General features: G+C 47.9%; 13 protein-coding genes and 1 other RNA gene. 7 read left to right on the top strand and 7 right to left on the bottom strand.

The window, feature by feature from the left end:
- Positions 1-155 precede the first annotated feature (155 nt).
- From ppk1 to GWG06_RS01790, 7 genes are all read left to right on the top strand, one after another.
- The gene (gene ppk1, locus GWG06_RS01820) at positions 156-2,306 is read left to right on the top strand and encodes a polyphosphate kinase 1 (protein WP_160710974.1); all 2,151 of its coding nucleotides are present in this window, start codon (positions 156-158) and stop codon (positions 2,304-2,306) included.
- A gap of 225 nt (positions 2,307-2,531) precedes the next feature.
- Positions 2,532-3,431 (top strand): Ppx/GppA phosphatase family protein, encoded by a 900-nt coding sequence (locus GWG06_RS01815; RefSeq protein ID WP_127044616.1) that lies wholly within the window; start codon positions 2,532-2,534, stop codon positions 3,429-3,431.
- Positions 3,432-3,583: 152 nt separating this feature from the next.
- Positions 3,584-4,402 (top strand): 3-methyl-2-oxobutanoate hydroxymethyltransferase, encoded by an 819-nt coding sequence (panB, locus tag GWG06_RS01810; RefSeq protein ID WP_127044617.1) that lies wholly within the window; start codon positions 3,584-3,586, stop codon positions 4,400-4,402.
- 554 nt (positions 4,403-4,956) lie between these two features.
- Positions 4,957-6,027 carry a saccharopine dehydrogenase family protein gene (locus tag GWG06_RS01805; protein WP_127044276.1) on the top strand — a complete coding sequence of 357 codons (1,071 nt, stop codon included), beginning with the start codon at positions 4,957-4,959 and terminating at the stop codon, positions 6,025-6,027.
- A 52-nt stretch (positions 6,028-6,079) separates the two neighbouring features.
- Positions 6,080-6,970 (top strand): DUF1338 domain-containing protein, encoded by an 891-nt coding sequence (locus GWG06_RS01800; RefSeq protein ID WP_127044277.1) that lies wholly within the window; start codon positions 6,080-6,082, stop codon positions 6,968-6,970.
- A 24-nt stretch (positions 6,971-6,994) separates the two neighbouring features.
- Positions 6,995-8,524: an L-piperidine-6-carboxylate dehydrogenase gene (gene amaB / locus GWG06_RS01795; RefSeq protein WP_127044278.1), complete on the top strand. Its 1,530-nt coding sequence runs from the start codon at positions 6,995-6,997 to the stop codon at positions 8,522-8,524.
- Between the two features lie 853 nt (positions 8,525-9,377).
- Positions 9,378-11,063 (top strand): S8 family serine peptidase, encoded by a 1,686-nt coding sequence (locus GWG06_RS01790; protein ID WP_202182922.1) that lies wholly within the window; start codon positions 9,378-9,380, stop codon positions 11,061-11,063.
- A gap of 124 nt (positions 11,064-11,187) precedes the next feature.
- Here GWG06_RS01790 and GWG06_RS01785 read toward each other — a convergent pair whose 3' ends face one another.
- From GWG06_RS01785 to rnr, 7 genes are all read right to left on the bottom strand, one after another.
- The gene (locus GWG06_RS01785; RefSeq protein ID WP_160710973.1) at positions 11,188-11,601 is read right to left on the bottom strand and encodes a DUF4870 domain-containing protein; all 414 of its coding nucleotides are present in this window, start codon (positions 11,599-11,601) and stop codon (positions 11,188-11,190) included.
- 69 nt (positions 11,602-11,670) lie between these two features.
- An RNA gene (gene rnpB / locus GWG06_RS01780) (RNase P RNA component class A) lies at positions 11,671-12,041 on the bottom strand.
- Between the two features lie 128 nt (positions 12,042-12,169).
- Complete coding sequence (locus GWG06_RS01775) at positions 12,170-13,234, bottom strand: Smr/MutS family protein (protein WP_127043841.1); 1,065 nt, start codon at positions 13,232-13,234, stop codon at positions 12,170-12,172.
- A 147-nt stretch (positions 13,235-13,381) separates the two neighbouring features.
- A complete protein-coding gene (locus GWG06_RS01770) occupies positions 13,382-13,849 on the bottom strand; it encodes a DoxX family protein (protein WP_127043840.1) in 468 nt (155 codons plus the stop codon).
- A 68-nt stretch (positions 13,850-13,917) separates the two neighbouring features.
- The gene (locus GWG06_RS01765) at positions 13,918-15,549 is read right to left on the bottom strand and encodes an amino acid permease (RefSeq protein ID WP_160710972.1); all 1,632 of its coding nucleotides are present in this window, start codon (positions 15,547-15,549) and stop codon (positions 13,918-13,920) included.
- Positions 15,550-15,680: 131 nt separating this feature from the next.
- On the bottom strand, positions 15,681-16,652 hold the full coding sequence (locus tag GWG06_RS01760) for a polyprenyl synthetase family protein (protein ID WP_160710971.1): 972 nt from the start codon (positions 16,650-16,652) through the stop codon (positions 15,681-15,683).
- A 27-nt stretch (positions 16,653-16,679) separates the two neighbouring features.
- A complete protein-coding gene (rnr, locus tag GWG06_RS01755; protein WP_160710970.1) occupies positions 16,680-19,565 on the bottom strand; it encodes a ribonuclease R in 2,886 nt (961 codons plus the stop codon).
- Between the last annotated feature and the right edge of the window lies 1 nt (position 19,566).

Genomic DNA, 19,566 nt, shown 5'->3' with positions numbered 1-19,566 from the left:
TCGCTTCTTCATTCGCAATTCGTAATTTGTAATTCGTAATTATTAAAAAGGGGAACCATAATTTTTATTAACTTTAATTTAATGGTACTTCATGCACAAAATCTGTATCATCGCAGACCAGATGATGAGATTTTATTACATGTAAACAAACCAGTATGAGATTGCCGAATGATGAGAACCTCGATACTATGACAGCAACAGTTGCAAATTCACCTAAGAAGATAACAGATAAAAAAGCCCCCGTAACCGCTAAAAAGAAAATGATTGCCAGGGATGTCAGCTGGTTATCATTTAATGCCAGAGTATTGCAGGAAGCCGCCGATACAGCTGTTCCCCTCCGGGAACGTATCCGGTTCCTGGGTATTTTCTCCAATAACCTCGACGAGTTTTTCCGGGTAAGAGTAGCTACCCTCAAAAGGATGATGTCTATCGGCAAGTCCACTAAAATGCACCTGGAAGAAAACCCCGGTAAAATACTCGACCAGATACAGACGATCGTAATTGACCAGCAGCGCGAGTTTGACAGGATATGGAAAGATATCGCACACGAACTGGAAGCACAGCATATCTTCCTGCGGACAGAGAAACACCTGAACAGGGAACAGCAAAAATTTGTACTTAACTATTTCAATGAACAGGTGCGGACCAATATCATCCCCCTGATGATTGAAAGTATACAGCACTTCCCTATCCTCCGCGATAAATCCATTTATCTCGCTATTGTACTGGCCAGGCAGGATAATTCTGTCAGACAGAAATTTGCATTGATAGAAATCCCTACTACTGTACTGCCGCGCTTTATCATCCTGCCTTCCAAAGAAGGCGAACACGATATTATACTGCTGGAAGACCTGATCCGTTTCTGCCTGCCCAATATATTCTCCTACTTCGGTTACGATAAGTTCTCTTCCCATATCATCAAGGTGACCAGAGATGCCGAACTGGATATAGATAACGATATTTCCGACAGCCTGATCCATCAGATTGAAAAAGGGCTGAAAGACCGCCGCAAGGGCAAGCCGGTAAGATTTGTGTACGACAAGGATATAGATCCGCTGCTGCTGGAATACCTCATGCGCCGGCAGGGACTGTCAGGAAAAGATAACCTCATTCCCGGCGCCAGGATCCATAATTTCAAGGACTTCATGGATTTCCCGGATTCTATCTTTCCACCGCATACCCACCGCAAAAACTTTATACATCCGCTGTTCCTCAATGCGCCCAGTGTGATGCATGTGATACAGCAGCAGGATGTAATGCTGCACTTCCCCTACCACTCTTTCGATACCATCATCGATCTCCTGCGGGAAGCCGCTATAGATCCCAATGTATCATCGATTAAAATAACTGCGTACAGGCTTGCCCGTAATTCCAAAATTGTGAATGCACTGGTCAACGCCGCACGTAACGGAAAGAATGTAACCGTAGTGCTGGAACTGCGCGCCCGCTTCGACGAGGCGGCCAACCTCGACTGGAAGGCCCGCCTGGAAGACGAAGGCGTGAAAGTATTCCTGGGTATTCCGAATATGAAAGTGCATGCCAAACTCTGCGTCATCAAAAAACGTATCGGCAACAAAACCCTGCAGTGCGGGTTTGTCAGCACCGGCAACCTCAACGAAAAAACAGCACAGTTATACGGCGACCACTGCCTGCTCACCGCCAACCGCTCCGTTATAGCAGACATCAACCGCGTCTTTTCCTACCTGGAAAATATCCGCCATGATGTCAAAATCCTGGCAGGCTGCAAAACACTGCCCGTTAGTCCGCTTAACATGCGCGACACTTTCCTGAAGCTGATTGACAGGGAAATCAAAAATGCCCGCAATAAGAAAAAGGCAGGCATGATCCTTAAAATGAACTCCCTCTCCGACCCTATCCTCATCGCTAAACTCTATGAGGCTGCCAAGGCGGGCGTAGATGTAAAAATGGTGATACGCGGCATCTGCTGCGCCTACACCGAAAATAAAAAGTGGAAGAAAAACATCACGGCTGTCAGCATCGTGGACGAATACCTGGAACATGCCAGGGTATTCATTTTCCATCACGGCGGACAGGAAAAGGTGTTCATCGCCTCCTGCGACTGGATGGTCCGTAACCTGGACCACCGCGTGGAAGCCGCCGTACCCATAACGGACATGGCCATACGAAAAGAACTGATCGACATCATGAAAATACAACTGAGCGGTAACGTGAAAGCCCGTATCCTCGACAATGATCAGAAAAACCAGTACAAAAAGGAAGGTGATAAGAAAGTCCGCACCCAGATTGAAATCTATAAATACCTGCACGAAAAACAATACCAGTAATCCATTTTATTATTTGGTTATTTGAGATTTGGTTATTTAAAATGCAGCGGAGACCAATTCATTTTATTATTTGGTCATTTGAGATTTGATTATTTAAAATGAATTGGTCTCCGCTGCATTTTAAATAACCAAATCTCAAATAACCAAATAACAAAATGAATTGGTCTCAAATAGCCAAATAATAAAATGAATTTTTCTATTTTTGCCCTCTAAACCCAGGAACGGATGAAGTTAGCTGCTATTGATATAGGCTCGAATGCAGCGAGACTGCTTATCTCAGAAGCGTCTCCCAACAGTGCAGGAGCAATGGACTTTACAAAGGTGAATCTTGTAAGGGTACCGTTGCGGCTTGGTTTCGATGTATTTAACAGCAGCACCATTTCTGAAAAAAGAGCCGGCCATCTCATCGATACGATCAAAGCCTATAAGCTGTTGCTGGATGTATATGAGGTAAAATACCTGAAAGCATGCGCCACCTCTGCCATGCGTGATGCCGCCAACGGCAGCGTTATTTTGCAGGAAGTAAAACATCAGACCGGTATTGACATCAAAATTATTACGGGCCAGGAAGAGGCAGCCTATATTTACGAAAACCATATTGCCGAACAGCTGGACAAATCCAGGTCCTACCTCTACATAGATGTAGGCGGTGGCAGCACGGAAGTAACGCTCTTCAGCGGCACTAAGCTGGTTTTTAAAGAATCTTTCAATATCGGCACCATACGCCTGCTGCACCAGCAGGTATCTGATGCGGCATGGCAGCAGATGAAAGACTTTCTCAAGCAGCAGGTGAAAGGTATCGGGCCTGTCACCGCCATCGGTTCCGGTGGTAACATCAACAAGATATTTTCCCTTTCCAAGCGCAAGGAAGGCAAGCCTCTGTCGCTGGACACCCTCAAGGACTATTACAAGGAATTCAGCAACTTCACCGTTGAAGAACGCATACACCTCTATAACCTGCGGGAAGACCGCGCAGATGTAATTGTACCGGCACTGCAGATATACATTAACGTGATGCGCTGGATTGACGCCAGTGAGATATATGTTCCGAAAATTGGCCTGGCAGATGGACTCATCCAGGCACTCTACCGCGAGATTGCTGTTCCCGGCATTGAAAACATGTGACCACACATAAAATAATTTTCCTAAATTCTTTTTATATACTAACCTTTGCTCCGCAATCAACGGTATAGTTGATGGCGTTGTATGCTTAGAAATCTAAAAACTTATTCCTTAAAAGCCGGAAGCGTTCAGCTGAAAGTTAAACAACTCTGCTTATGTCTGCAGCCACTAAAGAAATAAAGCGCGTTACTACCCACGTTCTGCAAAAAATGAAAGTTGACGGGGTGAAAATCTCCATGCTTACCGCCTATGATTTTTCCATGGCCAGGATCTTTGATGATGCCGGTATAGATATAATCCTGGTGGGCGATTCAGCCTCCAACGTGATGGCGGGCCATGAAACTACACTACCTATCACCCTGGACCAGATGATATACCATGCCGCCTCTGTGGTACGCGCCATCAAAAGATGCTTCGTCGTGGTGGATCTCCCTTTCGGCTCCTACCAGGGCAACTCCAAGGAAGCGCTGAGCAGCGCCATCCGCATCATGAAGGAAACCGGCGCACATGGTATTAAAATAGAAGGCGGTGAAGAAATTATTGAATCCGTAAAACGTATCATCTCTGCAGGCGTACCTGTAATGGGCCACCTGGGCCTCACGCCGCAATCCATCTATAAATTCGGCACCTATGCCGTACGCGCCACCGAAGAAGCGGAGGCCAACAAACTCATTAACGATGCCAAACTTCTCCAGGAAGCCGGCTGCTTCGCCATCGTCCTGGAAAAAATTCCCGCACAGCTGGCCAAAAAAGTGGCTGAAACCGTGGAAATTCCTATCATCGGCATCGGCGCCGGCAAATACGTGGACGGACAGGTACTCGTTATGCACGACATGCTGGGCATCAACAAGGAGTTCAAACCACGCTTCCTCCGCCGCTACCTGGACCTCTACAGCCAGATCTACGGCGCCACCCAGGCGTATATCAACGACGTAAAAGCCAAAGATTTCCCGAATGACAATGAACAATATTAGGCGTTGAATTACGAATTTCAAATTACGAATTACGAATGAGGAGCGAAGACATGAGCAAAGAAGTAAATTTGATCTTCGCTCATGTCTTCGCTCCTCATTCGTAATTCGTAATTTGAAATTCGTAATTATTTATTATATTAGTGGCGCATTTTACCAATGAACCACCTGCTCAACATACAATTATCTCTTCTCTCCTATCTGCGGAGCACTTGCTCCCATGTGCCATAAGTGTTGGCCGGCAGGTTATTTCCTGATTTTTACTGGTTCGTATATCCCTGATCGTTAGGGATACTACTGTGATGTAACAGACCACCTGACATTATTTTTTTTAATGTTTGGCGTATTGTCGTCTTTTCCTTGGTAAATTTTACCGGGAGGCTGCCTCTTATACAGGAGAAGGCAAGATACTGTCTTTACGTTTCTGCAGTAATCCGGTGTGATGCGATGACCGCATTCCCCTGCAGGCGCTTCCCCGTACCGCGGAAGTGGCCACAGGTATGTATTTCATCAGTCATACCCTGTATTGTCTTCATTATTAACAATTCCAATAGATTATGAAACGTGTTATGATTATCGGCGCCGGCAAGATCGGCGAAACAGCGGCTTTCCTGTTACAGCAATCCGGCGACTACCAGGTAACACTGGCTGACAGTAACGATGCCCTGTTACAAAAATGTACAGACACTGCCATCCTGAAAGCTAAACTGGATGTGAATGATGCTGCAGCCCTGCAATCAGCGCTGGAAGACCAGGACATTGTGCTCAGCGCATGCCCTTTCTTCCTCAACGTGAAAATTGCGACTGCTGCAGCCAAAGCAAAAACACATTATTTCGACCTGACAGAAGATGTGGCTACCACCAACGCTATCCGTGAAATTGCACAGGACGCACAGGTGAGCTTCATGCCGCAATGCGGACTGGCGCCGGGCTTTATCAGTATCGCCGCCTACGATATTGCCAAACAGTTCGATAAACTGGACAGCGTAAGACTGCGTGTAGGCGCACTCCCGCAGTTTCCTACGAACAGCCTGATGTATAACCTTACCTGGAGTACAGATGGGCTGATCAATGAATACTGCAACCCCTGCGATGCTATCTACGAAGGCGAACGGAAAGAGGTGATGCCGATGGAAGGATATGAGCGCTTTGCCCTCGACGGCGTGGAATACGAAGCCTTCAACACTTCCGGCGGACTCTCTGCCCTGGCGGAAATCCTGGATGGTAAAGTGTATAACCTCGATTACAAAACCGTACGCTATCCCGGTCACTGCCACCTGATGAAAATACTTTTGTCAGAACTGAAGCTGAACAAGAAGAGAGAGATGCTGAAAGAGATCATGGAAGACAGCATTCCTTTCACGCCCCAGGACGTAGTACTGGTATTTGTATCCGTGTCAGGCACTATCAACGGCCGCTCCGTTCAGCGTTCCTATTCCAGGAAAATATACAATCAGGAAATTGAAGGAAAGGATTTTACCGCTATTCAGCTGACTACAGCCGGCGCAGCCTGTGCGGTAATTGACCTCCACGCTAAAGGTAAACTGCCTGCCAATGGCTTCGTTCGCCAGGAAGATGTGGATTTCAAAGACCTCATCAATAACAGATTTGCTCAATATTATAACTAGTAATGCGTAGGCAGCAAGCCTGCCGGAGCCGCGACTATTCAAAAACAAAGCCATGTTAAAAGAAGTATTAAACGGCCTTATGAGCCGCTACCAGGAGCGGGTACCGGATGTAGCTGCGGTAATTGCAGCCATGGTACGGGATGGCCTGATCAGCCAGGCGGATGATATAGAAAATGACCACATCGCTTTCAGAACGATGGGCGTACCGCAGCTGGGCGTACAGTCGCTGGAGAAAATATTCCTCCATTACGGCTATACGAAAATGGATCACTATTATTTTGCCGGCAAGAAACTGGACGCCTGGTGGTATGCGCCGCCGGAGCCGAAGTACCCGCGCATCTTCATCAGTGAACTGCGTGTAAACGATCTCAGCCCCGAAGCACAGGCCATCATCCGCAGCTATACAGACGAAGTAACCGTAGATCCTGTAACCAGACTGAACCTGGATGACAGCCAGGCAGTAGATACCTTCTTACATAGCGGTCTTTGGAGAACGCCTACCCTGGCAGATTTCAAGGCGCTCTCAGCGGAAAGCGAATACGCTGCCTGGGTTATTTACAACCGTTATTACCTGAACCATTTTACGGTAAGCGTACATAACCTGCCTCCGGGATACAATACAGTAGCTGAATTCAATGCTTTCCTGGAGAAAAATGGATTCATCCTCAACGATGCCGGCGGCAAAATCAAAACCAGCCCTGATGGCAGACTGCTGCAAAGCGCCACCGTAGCCAGAATGATTGAAGCTACTTTTGCCGGAGGCGACACCGTTAAGATTGCCGGCTCCTATGTGGAGTTTGCCGAAAGAAAGGTACTACCGGAATTTGCGCACCTGCCGGCAGCTGAAATCAAACGGCAGCACAGGCGGGAAGGCTTCGAAGCCGGTAATGCCGATAAGATCTTCGAAAGCACTTATGCCACCCAAACAAAAAAAAGTTCCTAATTTAGTTTAATAACAAAAAATACAATGGCAGAAGATATTTTACAGGCATTTGGCATCGGCGCACAGCAAAGCGGCGTAAGCACCGGCAAACACTGGCTCTCCGCCGGCGGAGCTGATATTGTTTCCTTTTCACCGGTTGACAATAAAAAGATTGCAACCGTGAAAAGCGCTACCCGGGAGGACTACGATAATGTGATCGCTGTAGCCCACCAGGCCTTTGCCGCATGGCGTCAATGGCCCGCTCCACGCAGAGGGGAAGTTGTACGCCAGATCGGCGATGCACTGCGTCAGCATAAAGAACACCTGGGCCGCCTCGTTTCCTATGAAATGGGTAAAAGCCTCCAGGAAGGCTACGGAGAAGTACAGGAGATGATCGACATCTGCGATTTTGCAGTAGGTCTTTCCCGCCAGCTCTACGGCTTAACCATGCACTCTGAACGTCCCGGCCACCGCATGTATGAGCAATGGCACCCGATTGGTATCACCGGTATCATTTCCGCCTTCAATTTCCCGGTGGCGGTATGGAGCTGGAACTCAATGTTGTCATGGGTTTGCGGTAACGTATGCGTATGGAAGCCTTCCGAAAAAACACCGGTGACCGCACTCGCCTGTCAACGTATAGTCGAAACCGTATTTGCTGCCAACAACGTACCGGAAGGCGTTTCCTGCCTGGTTACCGGCGGCCGCGAAGTAGGTGAATGGATGGCTGGTGATCACCGCGTGCCTCTGGTTTCCGCCACAGGCTCCACCCGTATGGGCAAGAGCGTGGCTGCCGCTGTGGGCGCCCGTCTGGGCCGCTCCCTGCTGGAACTGGGCGGTAACAACGCGATCATCGTTTCTCAGGATGCCGACCTGGATATGTCCCTGATCGGGGCTGTATTCGGCGCGGTAGGTACTGCCGGCCAGCGTTGCACAACTACCCGCAGACTCATTATCCATGAAAGCGTGTACGATGCCTTCACAGCAAGGCTGGTAAAGGCTTACGGACAACTGCGCATCGGTAATCCGCTCAATGAAAACAACCACGTGGGTCCGCTGATTGACACGGATGCCGTGAAAGCATACCTTCACACGATCGAACAGGTGAAGCAACAGGGCGGTACCTTCCTCGTGGAAGGCGGCGTACTGGAAGGCGCCGGCTTTGAATCCGGCTGCTACGTAAAACCATGCATCGCGGCAGTGGAAAACACCTACGATATTGTACAACACGAGACCTTCGCACCGATCCTCTATGTGATGAAATACCAGACGCTCACAGAAGCGATCGCCATGCAGAATGATGTGCCGCAGGGATTATCCTCCGCCATCATGACGCTGAACCTGCGCGAGGCAGAGCAATTCCTGTCCCACGCCGGCTCTGACTGCGGTATCGCCAACGTAAACATCGGTACTTCCGGCGCTGAAATCGGCGGTGCTTTTGGCGGTGAAAAAGAAACCGGAGGCGGCAGAGAAAGTGGTTCCGACTCCTGGAAAGCATATATGCGCCGTCAGACCAACACCATCAACTACTCCGACAAATTACCGCTGGCACAGGGCATTAAGTTTGACCTGTAATCACGGTTGCAATAATGTTGAAACCCGTCCGGCATTACGCCAGGCGGGTTTCTTTTTGGAAGAATAAATCGCCTTCTTCTTCTTAAAAGTTTAATTATGTAATAGCTGTAAGCGTGGATTTCTTCTCTGGAGCTCAGCTCCGAGGCCTGGCCCCGGAGCTTTTAATTTTCATGTCAGGACTGTCCCCCCGATCAGATTTTAAAAGCGGTTGATAAAATCACAGTCAGAAAATCGTTATAGCAAGACGGTAAAAAATCATGCACACCGTTTTTCGCTGTCTGGTCGTGTGTCTCTACATACATCGACGTTAAAAACATGGTTTTTAAAAATAGTAGCGAGGTTAGAGAACCCCGCTTTTCGTTAAACGGAAACCATGCTTATGAGAAAAATATCCAATGGCGGGAAGCCATTAAATATTCTTCCGACTATAAATATTAGACTTTTTTCTGAATTTTCATATTCAACTTTTGTGCTACTAACACTTAATTTTAGAGGAGCTTCCACCTAAAATACCGACCAAATACTTTACCACAAGGCATTTTCAGCGATTCTTCCGTTATGCCCGCTGTATAATACACCGCAGGATTATTTTCAGAATTTCTGTAAATCACGATAACTTTTGCCCTTTTTTTCCTTTCCATGTGCCCTTCCGGGCCACTTTTACCCCCTTCCGGGGAGGCTATCCCCCCTTCCCTTTCAACCTTACAGGATAGATTCCGCAGTCAAAATCCGGTTAACCGGCATATCGCACGTTTATCATTAATATGTCCGTCTTCTGCCCCTTTTTTAATACCTTTACTCATTACATGATAATTTAACCATTACTTACATTTATACTGGAAAATTAAAGTACATGAAATTGTTTAGTCGAGAGGTGGCAGTCCTGGCAGGTTGTGTTGCAATGATGACTGCATTTACCACCAGAACAGCGGCACAGGGCAAAACCCTTCCCAAAAACTGGCACTTGTTAAGCTACGATACTGACAGCGTTTACGGAACCGGCATAGAGAAAGCCTACAAAGAACTGCTCAAAGGAAAGAAAAGCACCCCTGTTATTGTTGCTGTCATTGATTCCGGTATTGATACCCTTCATGAAGACCTGAAAGGCATTTTATGGACCAATCCGCGCGAAATTCCGGGTAACGGCAAAGACGATGACGGTAACGGTTATATTGACGATATACATGGCTGGAACTTCCTGGGCGGCAAAGATGGCGGCAGCGTGAAAGAAGATTCCGACGAGGCTTCCCGCGAATACTACCGTTTCAAAAATAAATACGGTAACCCCGACTCCGCACTGGATAAAAACTCTGCCGAATATGCCACCTGGCAACGTATTGTGGCAAAAGTTGACAAGCCCAGCAACGAAAGCATGATGCAGTACAAGTCCATGGTGAAACTGCAGGAGAATGTCAACAAATGCGAAACCATCCTGAAAAATTATCTGCATACCGATGATTTTACCGTAGGCAAACTTGACAGCATCCAGACCACCAGCCAGGATGTACTGCTGGCACGTAACTTCATGACCCGCCTGCTGAAAAGCGCGGGAGAAGAAAGCCCCGCCTTCAACGAATTCAAAAATGAATTCGACGCCTATATGAGTGACCTCAAACGCAAGACAGAAGGCGCTGAAACTCCTCCCAACGAAAACAGGCAGAAGATTGTAGGCGATAACTACGACGATATCAAAGACAACAAATACGGCAATAACGATGTGATGGGCGCCTTCGGCTTCCACGGTACGCACGTAAGCGGCATTATAGCCGCTGCACGGAACAATGGCGTGGGTATGGATGGCGTGGCCGACAATGTGCGCATAATGGCCGTTAAAGCGGTCCCTGATGGCGATGAAAGGGATAAGGATGTTGCCCTGGCTATCCGCTATGCGGTAGACAACGGTGCGCAGATCATCAACATGAGCTTTGGTAAACCCTTCTCCCCTCACAAGGAATGGGTAGACGATGCCATCAGATATGCAGAAAAGAAAGGTGTACTGATCGTTCATGCTGCAGGTAACGACGGCAACAACAACGATTCTGTTCCCAACTTCCCGAACACGGATTTCCTGGATGGCACCCACCCCACCAACTACATCACGGTAGGCGCCAGCAGCAGCGGCCTGGGCCCGGACAAAGTGGCCGGCTTCTCCAACTACGGTAAAAAACATGTAGACATCTTCGCCCCCGGCGTACAGATCTATTCTACCATACCCGGCGGCAACAAATACGGCAGCGCCAGCGGCACCAGCATGGCAGCCCCTGTAGTAGCAGGCGTGGCTGCGCTGGTTCTCTCCCGCTACCCTGACCTGAGTGCCCGCCAGCTGAAATACATCCTGGAAAGAAGCGCTACCCCCCTTGCAGACGGCACCACGGAAGTAAACAAACCCGGCTCTGACGAGAAAATAAAATTTGCTGACCTCTCCGTTACCGGAGGCCTGGTAAATGCCTACGAAGCATTAAAACTCGCCGCCAGCATCAAAGGAGAAAACGTGAAGAAACCGCAGAAAGCCAAAATGAAACCAGTGAAGAAAAACTAATCATTTTATTATTTGATTATTTGAGATTTTAAATAAAGCGAAGAGGCCCTCCGGATAGTACGGAGGGCCTCTTCGCTTTATTTAAAATCTCAAATAATCAAATAATAAAATAATAAATGGGGTTCTATTTGACGAGGCGCAGGTTAAAGGGGTATTTGTAGGAGATGCCCTCATTAGCCTTTACGGCGGCGATGATGCTGAAAATAATGTTGATTACCCAGAGTATCGGGTGAAGGCTGTGCCAGCCCCAGGAGAAATCGAAATAGTCGCCCCGGGAATGCCAGAAAATATGACTCAATGACCACAGGCCGCTGGTAATATTTCCGATGATACTAAGGGCTGCCCCTACCAGACTGATGGTAATCTGGAAATTGATGGCTTCCTTACCCTGCTCATCCACGAACTTTGATTCGTTACGCTTGATGAGCCATAATACCAATACCAGGACGATATTGCCGACGGTGGGGATAATGATCGTACCGAGTATGCCTCCGAGATGCACATAGGTTCCCCAGTTACGTTCTTCTTTCTGATCCATATATAAATTGATTTATATGGAAAAGTTAACGGCTTATTTTGTAATAACAAAGCGGAGTGGAAAAAAAGAAAAAACTACAAACCTGTAAGCCGGATTCTGTCTCCCCTGCCGAAGCCGGGGATTGCTATCATTTATCTGCGATGACGCTCACACGTCAACTGTATCTGCCTACCCTCGGTCATCGGGCGAGCAGCCCTCAAACGACCGTATACATGGCATTTCAGCACACAAGGTTTACCCGCACAAACAGTTACCTGCCTATACCGTGGGCTCTTACCCCACATTTTCACCCTTACCCCGCTTTGCAGTGAGGCGGTTATTTTCTGTGGCACTCGCTGTACCCGGCAAGCCGGGCCCCACCCGTTAGGTGGTGTGTTGCTCTGTGCTGTCCGGACTTTCCTTCCCCCATAAAACTGAGAGACGATAGCACGGTTTGTAGTTGGAGCGCAAAGATAATGGATATTTACTTATTTGATTATTTGAGATTTAGTTATTTAAAATGCAGCGAAGATTTTACACGTAAATCTTTGCTGCATTTTAAATAACTAAATCTCAAATAATCAAATAACTACTTAAAAGTTATTTCGGTTGCACCATACCCATACTTCCCGTGGTATTGATTTACAAAAGTATTTACCTCCGGAGTTTGTTTCAGGATGTTGTGGATTTCGTCGCGGAGTTTGCCTTTGCCAACGCCGTGAATAACGATCATGCTGTGCTGGTGGTGGGAAATAGCCAGTTCAAGGTAACGCTGGAAAGCGTTGAGCTGGATAGCCAGGATGGCAATATTGCTGAGGCCTTTCCAGTTTTTTTCCAGCACTTCAATGTGCAGGTCTACTTCATGTTTGGGTTCCAGCGAGGTTTCCGGCTGCAGCTGTATTTTACTTAACAGACTGGCGAAGTTTCCGGAGCCTACCGTCTTGATCGGCGCGGCTTTCTTTCCGGCAGGAGCAGATGCTGATGCCGGCGGTGGTGTTGGTTCTGCTTCCTTTTCCGGGTACTTCTCAAATAACGGATAAGTGAGGGTCGCCTCTTCCTTGCTGCGTAATTCCTGCAGCTGCATGAACATCTGTTTGGGCTTGATCTTCCAGGTTTTCTTTACAGAGGGAGCCAGCTTGGGTTGCGGCTCTTTCAGGAAGAAGGTGAACTCAAAACGCGGATTATCATTCAGCGATTCGAATATCAGGTCTGCGAGATAAAAATGATTGTACGGCTGTATCTCGTTTTTGATTTCCAGATCCATCTGGTTATTCAGCCAGATCTGAAAATAGAAACGCATGGCATGCGGTGTATCATTAAACAGATGAAACTTCATCAGCTTCACGGTTTCATCGTAGCCATCCATCTGGTATACGGGCAGTACAGACATGAACATGCCTTTGTCTGTCTTAAAAACTTCGTATTTTTTTCTGTCTACTTTTATTTCATCGCCGGGTATCTGACGCGGCTTCTCCTTTACCAGCTTTTGCTGTGTAAAACGATGAAAATACGGAAAGTCTATCTGGTCAAGATATACCGGAAAAGATGTTCCTTTCACTTCTATCATGACCATATTATCATTGATGATATCAACTACAGTGCCTTCTTCCTTTGAACTTAACAGTAATATCCTGTCGCCTGTTTGGTATTTCATAATGCATTCTTCTGAATTGCAAAAATAGAGTTTTGGCGGGGATTTTAGCGGGAGATATTAGAAGGAAAATGATTTTCCGGGAGATATACCTCCCCTGCGCCATCAGGTGAATGGTGAAAATCACAGGCTCTGGTGCGGATGAACGGATTAAAAGTCCGCGTATTGCTTGTTACGGCGCTTTTCCGGATGGCGGCGCATATAATCATCCACTGATATCGGGCCGCTGCCTTCTATCAGGAAGAAGATCAGCAGGAATAATACCAGCAGGGATAAGCCCATCATCGGATACATGTTGAACAACCCGGTGGCGGAATGAACAAAAAACACGGCGCCCAGCAGCACCGGAATGTTTACCAGCGCGGAGAATCTTGTCAGCAATCCCATGGCAATAAACAGCCCTCCTACCGTATGTGCAAATACCACATAGTGCGCCAGGATGACGGATAATGCTGCCAGTGTCGGATTGTCATTGATAACCGCAATGAGTGCATCCCTGTTTTGTACAAACATAACACCTATGTACATCAGGAATACTCCCAGCAGAATGCGTACGACACTCAGCCATTTGGGATGATGTGTATCACCCCAGTGTTCTACCCTTTGTAGCATGTTCATAAAAAAAGATTTAAAGAACTACTGTCAAGGTACGAAAAATAAATGACTCAGGAACGCATAGCGCCGCTTCAGACGGCGCTTTTGAGCTTGCTGTGGCGATAGCTGTAGAGGAAATAAATACTCAGCCCTATTACCAGCCAGATAGAGAATACTATCCAGTTTTTCAGCGCTATTTCTGTCATAAGATAAAAGCAGCTGAGCAGGCCCAATACCGGTATCAGAGAGAGTTTGCGGGCAAAGGAGAAATAAGTGATCAGAACGGTTACCACCACAAAAATAAAGAACGGAATATTGTGTTTCCATACCTCCCAGCCACCGGCAAAGGATAATTTCTGCAGCAGTTCTTTATGGAAAAAGATGACCAGGCCTGTTACCAGCACAGGAACAACGATCTGCCCATTGATATATGGCAGCCGGAAGCGTTTACCATCGCCCTTTTCCTGCGGAGGCAACATAAGAACTCCGCCGCATACCAGGATGAACGCGAAAAGGGTGCCTATACTGGTCAGGTCTGTTACGATGGTGAGGTTCAGGAATAACGCCGGCACCCCTACGATGATACCGGTGATGATAGTGGCAAAAGACGGCGTTTTAAAGCGCGGATGAATTTTCGCAAAACGCTTTGGCAGCAGGCCGTCACGGCTCATACTCATCCAGATACGGGGCTGCCCGATCTGGAATACGAGCAATACGCTGGTGGTGGCAATTACGGCGCTGACAGAAATAAGATAACTGATCCAGGGCAGGTGTACTTCATCAAAAACAAAAGCCAGCGGATCATCTACCTTTAATTTGTAAAACGGTACCATCCCCGTCAGTACAAAGGAAATGAGGATATATAATACGGTACAGATAACCAGCGAATAGATCATTCCCTTGGGCAGGTCCCGTTGCGGATTGGCGCACTCTTCCGCGGTAGTACTCACCGCATCAAAGCCTATATACGCAAAAAATACGGCAGACACTCCTTTCAGCACACCGGAGAAACCGTTCGGCATAAAGGGTACCCAGTTGGATTTATTTACATAGAAAAAGCCAAGTACAATCACAAAAAGGATCACGAGTATTTTCAGTCCTACCATGAAATTGGCGCTGCGCTTACTTTCGCGGATGCCTACGTAAGCCAGGTAGGTAATCAGTACCACCACTATAAAGGCCGGCAGGTTCACAATAACAGGCAAACTGCCAATATGCGGCGCAGCAGCGATTGTTTCAGGAGATGCGCTGTCATAGTTGCTGGACAGCCAGGCCGGGAGCGACAGCCCCAGTCCTCTCAGCAGGTTATTGCAATAGCCGCTCCAGGAAATAGCCACAGCTATATTCCCGATGGCATACTCCAGGATCAGCGCCCAGCCTATCACCCAGGCGGCCAGCTCTCCGAAAGTAACGTAAGAATAGGTGTAGGCACTGCCGGATACAGGTACCCTGGAGGCGAATTCTGCATAACACAATGCAGAAAAGCCACAGGTTATGGCAGTGATCAGAAATAACAGGGAAACACCGGGACCGCCATGGAAAGAGGCTTCCCCGATAGTGGAAAATATACCGGCTCCGATTACCGCCGCAATTCCCATTGCGGTAAGGTCTTTCACCTTCAGCACCTTATGCATACCGCCTGTTTCAAGGCCATCAGTCAACCCGTCATTGGCATCTTTGATTATTGAGGTAAGGGACTTCTTCCGAAACAGCGAATTAGACATTGGCGAGGAATTACGTTTAAGGTAGTCAGTAAAATAAATAAATACTCCGTTAAAAGCAGGCGGGCTGCGTTGAACACAGTCCGCCCGTTTTTACGGCATTCGCGAATATAAGGCGATTTTGAATATAAAAATTATTGCTGGCGGTTTAACAGGTAATTCGCCAGTTCCATCAGCGGTTTTTTGCGGGAAGATAATACCGCGATGCTTTCCAGGCTTTCAAATGCTTTTTCCTGGAAACGTTCCTTTTCTTTTTCTGCCCATATGTCTGCTTTGCAGCTTTTGAAGATCTCCAGTACCCTGTCTACCTTATCGTCAGGGGAAGATGCCAGCAGGGTTTTCAGCTCGTTGTGCTGTGCCGGGTTGCATAACTCCAGTGCTTTCAGCAGCAGGAAGGTTTTTTTATTCACGAGAATATCTCCGCCCTGTTGCTTGCCGAATTTCTCCGGATCGCCGAAGGCATCGAGATAGTCGTCCTGGATCTGAAAGGCGATCCCGATATTTTTACCGAAGTTGTAGATATGTTCCTGGTTACCTTCGCCCGCGCCGCCGATGACAGCGCCCAGCTGCAGGCTCGCCGCCAGCAGTACGGACGTTTTCAGGCCAATCATGCGCACGTAGTCGTCGTACCGTACCTGCTCCGGATCCATCGTTTCGTAATCCATATCCAGCTGCTGACCTTCGCATACTTCGATGGCCGCCTTATTGAATCCGGCAATGATTTTATGCTTGTAATGCGCGCGTATCTTGTTCAGCTTTTCATATACATTGATCAGCATCACATCGCCGGCCAGGATAGCAGCAGAATCACCATAGATCATATGCACCGTAGGTTTTCCCCGGCGGATAGGCGCTTTGTCCATAATATCGTCATGGATCAGGGTAAAGTTATGGAAAAGCTCTACGGCTGCGCCTACATGAAAAGCATCGTCATGCAGGGTATCAAACAATTCATTACCCATCAGACTCAATACCGGGCGTATACGTTTTCCTCCTATTTCCAGTATGTGCGATGCCGCATCATACAATCTGCTGGGTTGCTCCGGAAACTGCCTGTGTTCAAACCGTTGGCCAAACTGTTCTATTAACTCTTGAAATGAATGCATCTGAAATAGACGGTGGTTTATATTTTTTTACTCTTTTTTCTTCCCTTTGGCAGCAGCTTTCTTAGTAGTGGCAGCCTTTTTTGCCGGTGCTTTCACTGCTTTTCCGGCAGCAGCCTTTTTAGGTGCGGCGGTTTTGGCAGCGGCCTTTTTAGGCGCTGTTGCCTTTACAGCGGACGGCTTAGATGCAGCTGCTTTTTTCGGAGCGGCTGTTTTTACTGTTGCCTTTTCTGCGGTGGCTTTTTTAGCTGCTGCTTTGGCAGGAGCGGTTTTCTTAGGCGTTTCCTGTTTCGCTGTTTTTGCGGCTGTTTCCTTTTTCTGTGTTGTTTTCGCAGCAGCAGTCTTTTCCGGAACAGCTTTTTTAACAACTGCCTTTTTTACCGGCGTTTCCTTTTCAGCAACCGCTTTCTTCGTTGCAGGTGCTTTACCGGCGGCACTCTTCACCACTTTCTCCTTTACCGCTTCCGGTTCCTTTTCAGGTGCTTTTACAACTTTTGCTGCCTTCTCTTTTACTTTCTTTGCAGCAGCAGTTTTTACAGGCGCTTCTTTTACTTCTTTTTTCTCTGCAGCTTTCTTTACGCCTGCTTTTTCGCTGTTCACTCTTTCTTTTCCGGAAGATGATTTTGCCGGAGATGATTTTGCCGGAGAGGTTACTACCGGCGCTTTTTCAGCCGGGATAGCGGCTGCAGTTTCATTCACTACATGTGTTTCTGCATTTACCTTATCCACTACCGGATCAGGCGCTACTTCCTGCGGCACCTGAACAGTTACCGGCAGTGCAGCAGGTTTATCATCACGTTGCCATTGTTTCTGCGGAATGTAGTTACCTCCGTGTTTTCCTTTTTTCTTCTTACGGCCACGGTCATCTCTTCTATGATCGCGGTCGCGGTCACGCCGGTCGTCACGGCGCTGGTCATCCCTGCGGCCAGGCTGCGCAAACGGTTTACTGTCGCGGCCTGCAACGCCCAGTTCACTTTCCAGGTCGTAATCCAGCTGGCGTTTGGCCAGGTTGGCGGCCACCACACGTATATTCACTTTTTCGCCGATGCGGAACTTACGGCCACTGGCTTGTCCTACCAGCGCGTATTCTGCTTCATTGAAAACAAATTCTTCCTTCCGGTTGAGGTTATGAATACTCACCAGCCCTTCGCATTTGGTATCCACGGTTTCCACCCAGAAGCCGAAATGCGCCACACCGCTGATAACACCTTCAAAAGTGTGTCCGATGTACTGCTGCATGTATTCCACCTGTTTATATTTGTTGGCTGCCCTTTCCGCTTCCATGGCCTTACGTTCCATTTCGGAATCGTGCTTGCATTTTTTCTCCATGTGCTTGTCCGGATGGATATTACCGGCCAGGCACTCCGCCAGCACACGATGTACGAGTACATCCGGGTAACGGCGTATAGGGGAAGTAAAGTGGCAGTAATCTTCAAAGCCAAGACCGTAGTGCCCTACATTCTCGGTGGTATAGATCGCTTTGGCCATGGTACGGATACCCAGGGTTTCCAGCACATGCTGTTCAGGCTTGCCCTGTACCAGCTGCAGCATTTTATTGAAGGAGCGGGCAATGTTTTCCGGGGAGCTGGTATCAAACTTATACCCGAATTTTCCGGCGAAGGAAGCGAATACCTTCAGTTTTTCTTCGTCCGGCGTATCGTGCACCCGGTAAGGGAATGGCACGGGTTGTTTGTTTACCCGGATCTTTGCCACATAGGCGGCGATGGTCCGGTTGGCCAGCAGCATGAATTCTTCAATCAGCTGATGCGCCTCCTTGCTTTCCTTGATAACGATACCGATAGGTTTACCGTTTTCATCCAGTTTGAACCGCACTTCCTGGGAGGAGAAGTTGATAGCGCCATGCTTAAAGCGCTCCTGGCGCAGTTGTTGGGCTATCTTATTCAGCAGTAGTATCTCTTCTTTATGCGGACCATTGCTGTTACCTTCTATAATTTCCTGTGCATCTTCATAGGTGAAGCGGTGATCCGAGTGGATCAGGGTACGGCCTATCCAGTGGTGTTTTACTTCTCCTTTTTCGTTCATCTGAAAGATGGCGGAGAAGGTCAGTTTATCTTCTTTCGGGCGCAGCGAGCACAGTTCGTTGGAAATTTTTTCCGGCAGCATGGGCAGTACGCGGTCCGGCAGATACACGGAGGTAGCGCGTTTGTCTGCTTCCTTGTCCAGCTCTGTTCCGGGAATCACATAATGACTTACATCCGCGATGTGGACGCCAATTTCATACAGCCCGTTTTTCAGCAGGCGGAAGGAGATGGCATCATCAAAATCCTTGGCATCAACGGGGTCGATGGTGAAGGTCAGGATATTGCGTACGTCCTTACGTTTTCGTACTTCCGTTTCCGTTATTTCCTCCCTGATAACGGCCAGTTCTTCCAGCACTTCGTCGGGGAAGCTGAGCGGGAATCCGGCTTCAATGAGAATTTCCTTCATGGCCAGGTCGTTGGTATCGCTGGCATCCAGGATCTCAATCACTTCGCCTACGGGTTTGCGCGATTTTTCGCCCCAGGCCACAATTTTTACAACGGCCTTATCTCCGTTCTTAGCGTCTTTCAGGGAATTGGCGGGAATATAGATATCCGGCATAAACATCCCCTTCTCCGTGAGCAGGAAGCCGAAGCTCTTACTGATCTGCAGGGTGCCGGTAAATTCCGTTTTATTTCGTTTAAGGATATCCGTTATGATACCTTCCTGGCGGCCTTCGCCGCGGGCATGCTTGATGACATCCACCAGCACTTCATCTTTATCGAGTGCGGTATGCAGGTTCTTCTGCTTTACCATGATGTCTTTGGTAAGTCCGGGTACAATCACAAAAGCCATTCCTGACTTTGTCAACTCCACTACCCCTCTGAAGGTCTTCTTCTGTCCGGGGCTTTTTTTATCTTTCTTTTTTTTACTCATG

Origin of the sequence: Chitinophaga solisilvae, assembly GCF_009928525.1 — a bacterium.
GTDB classification, from domain to species: Bacteria; Bacteroidota; Bacteroidia; order Chitinophagales; family Chitinophagaceae; genus Chitinophaga; species Chitinophaga solisilvae.
This window is presented reverse-complemented; position numbering and strand designations above follow the sequence as displayed.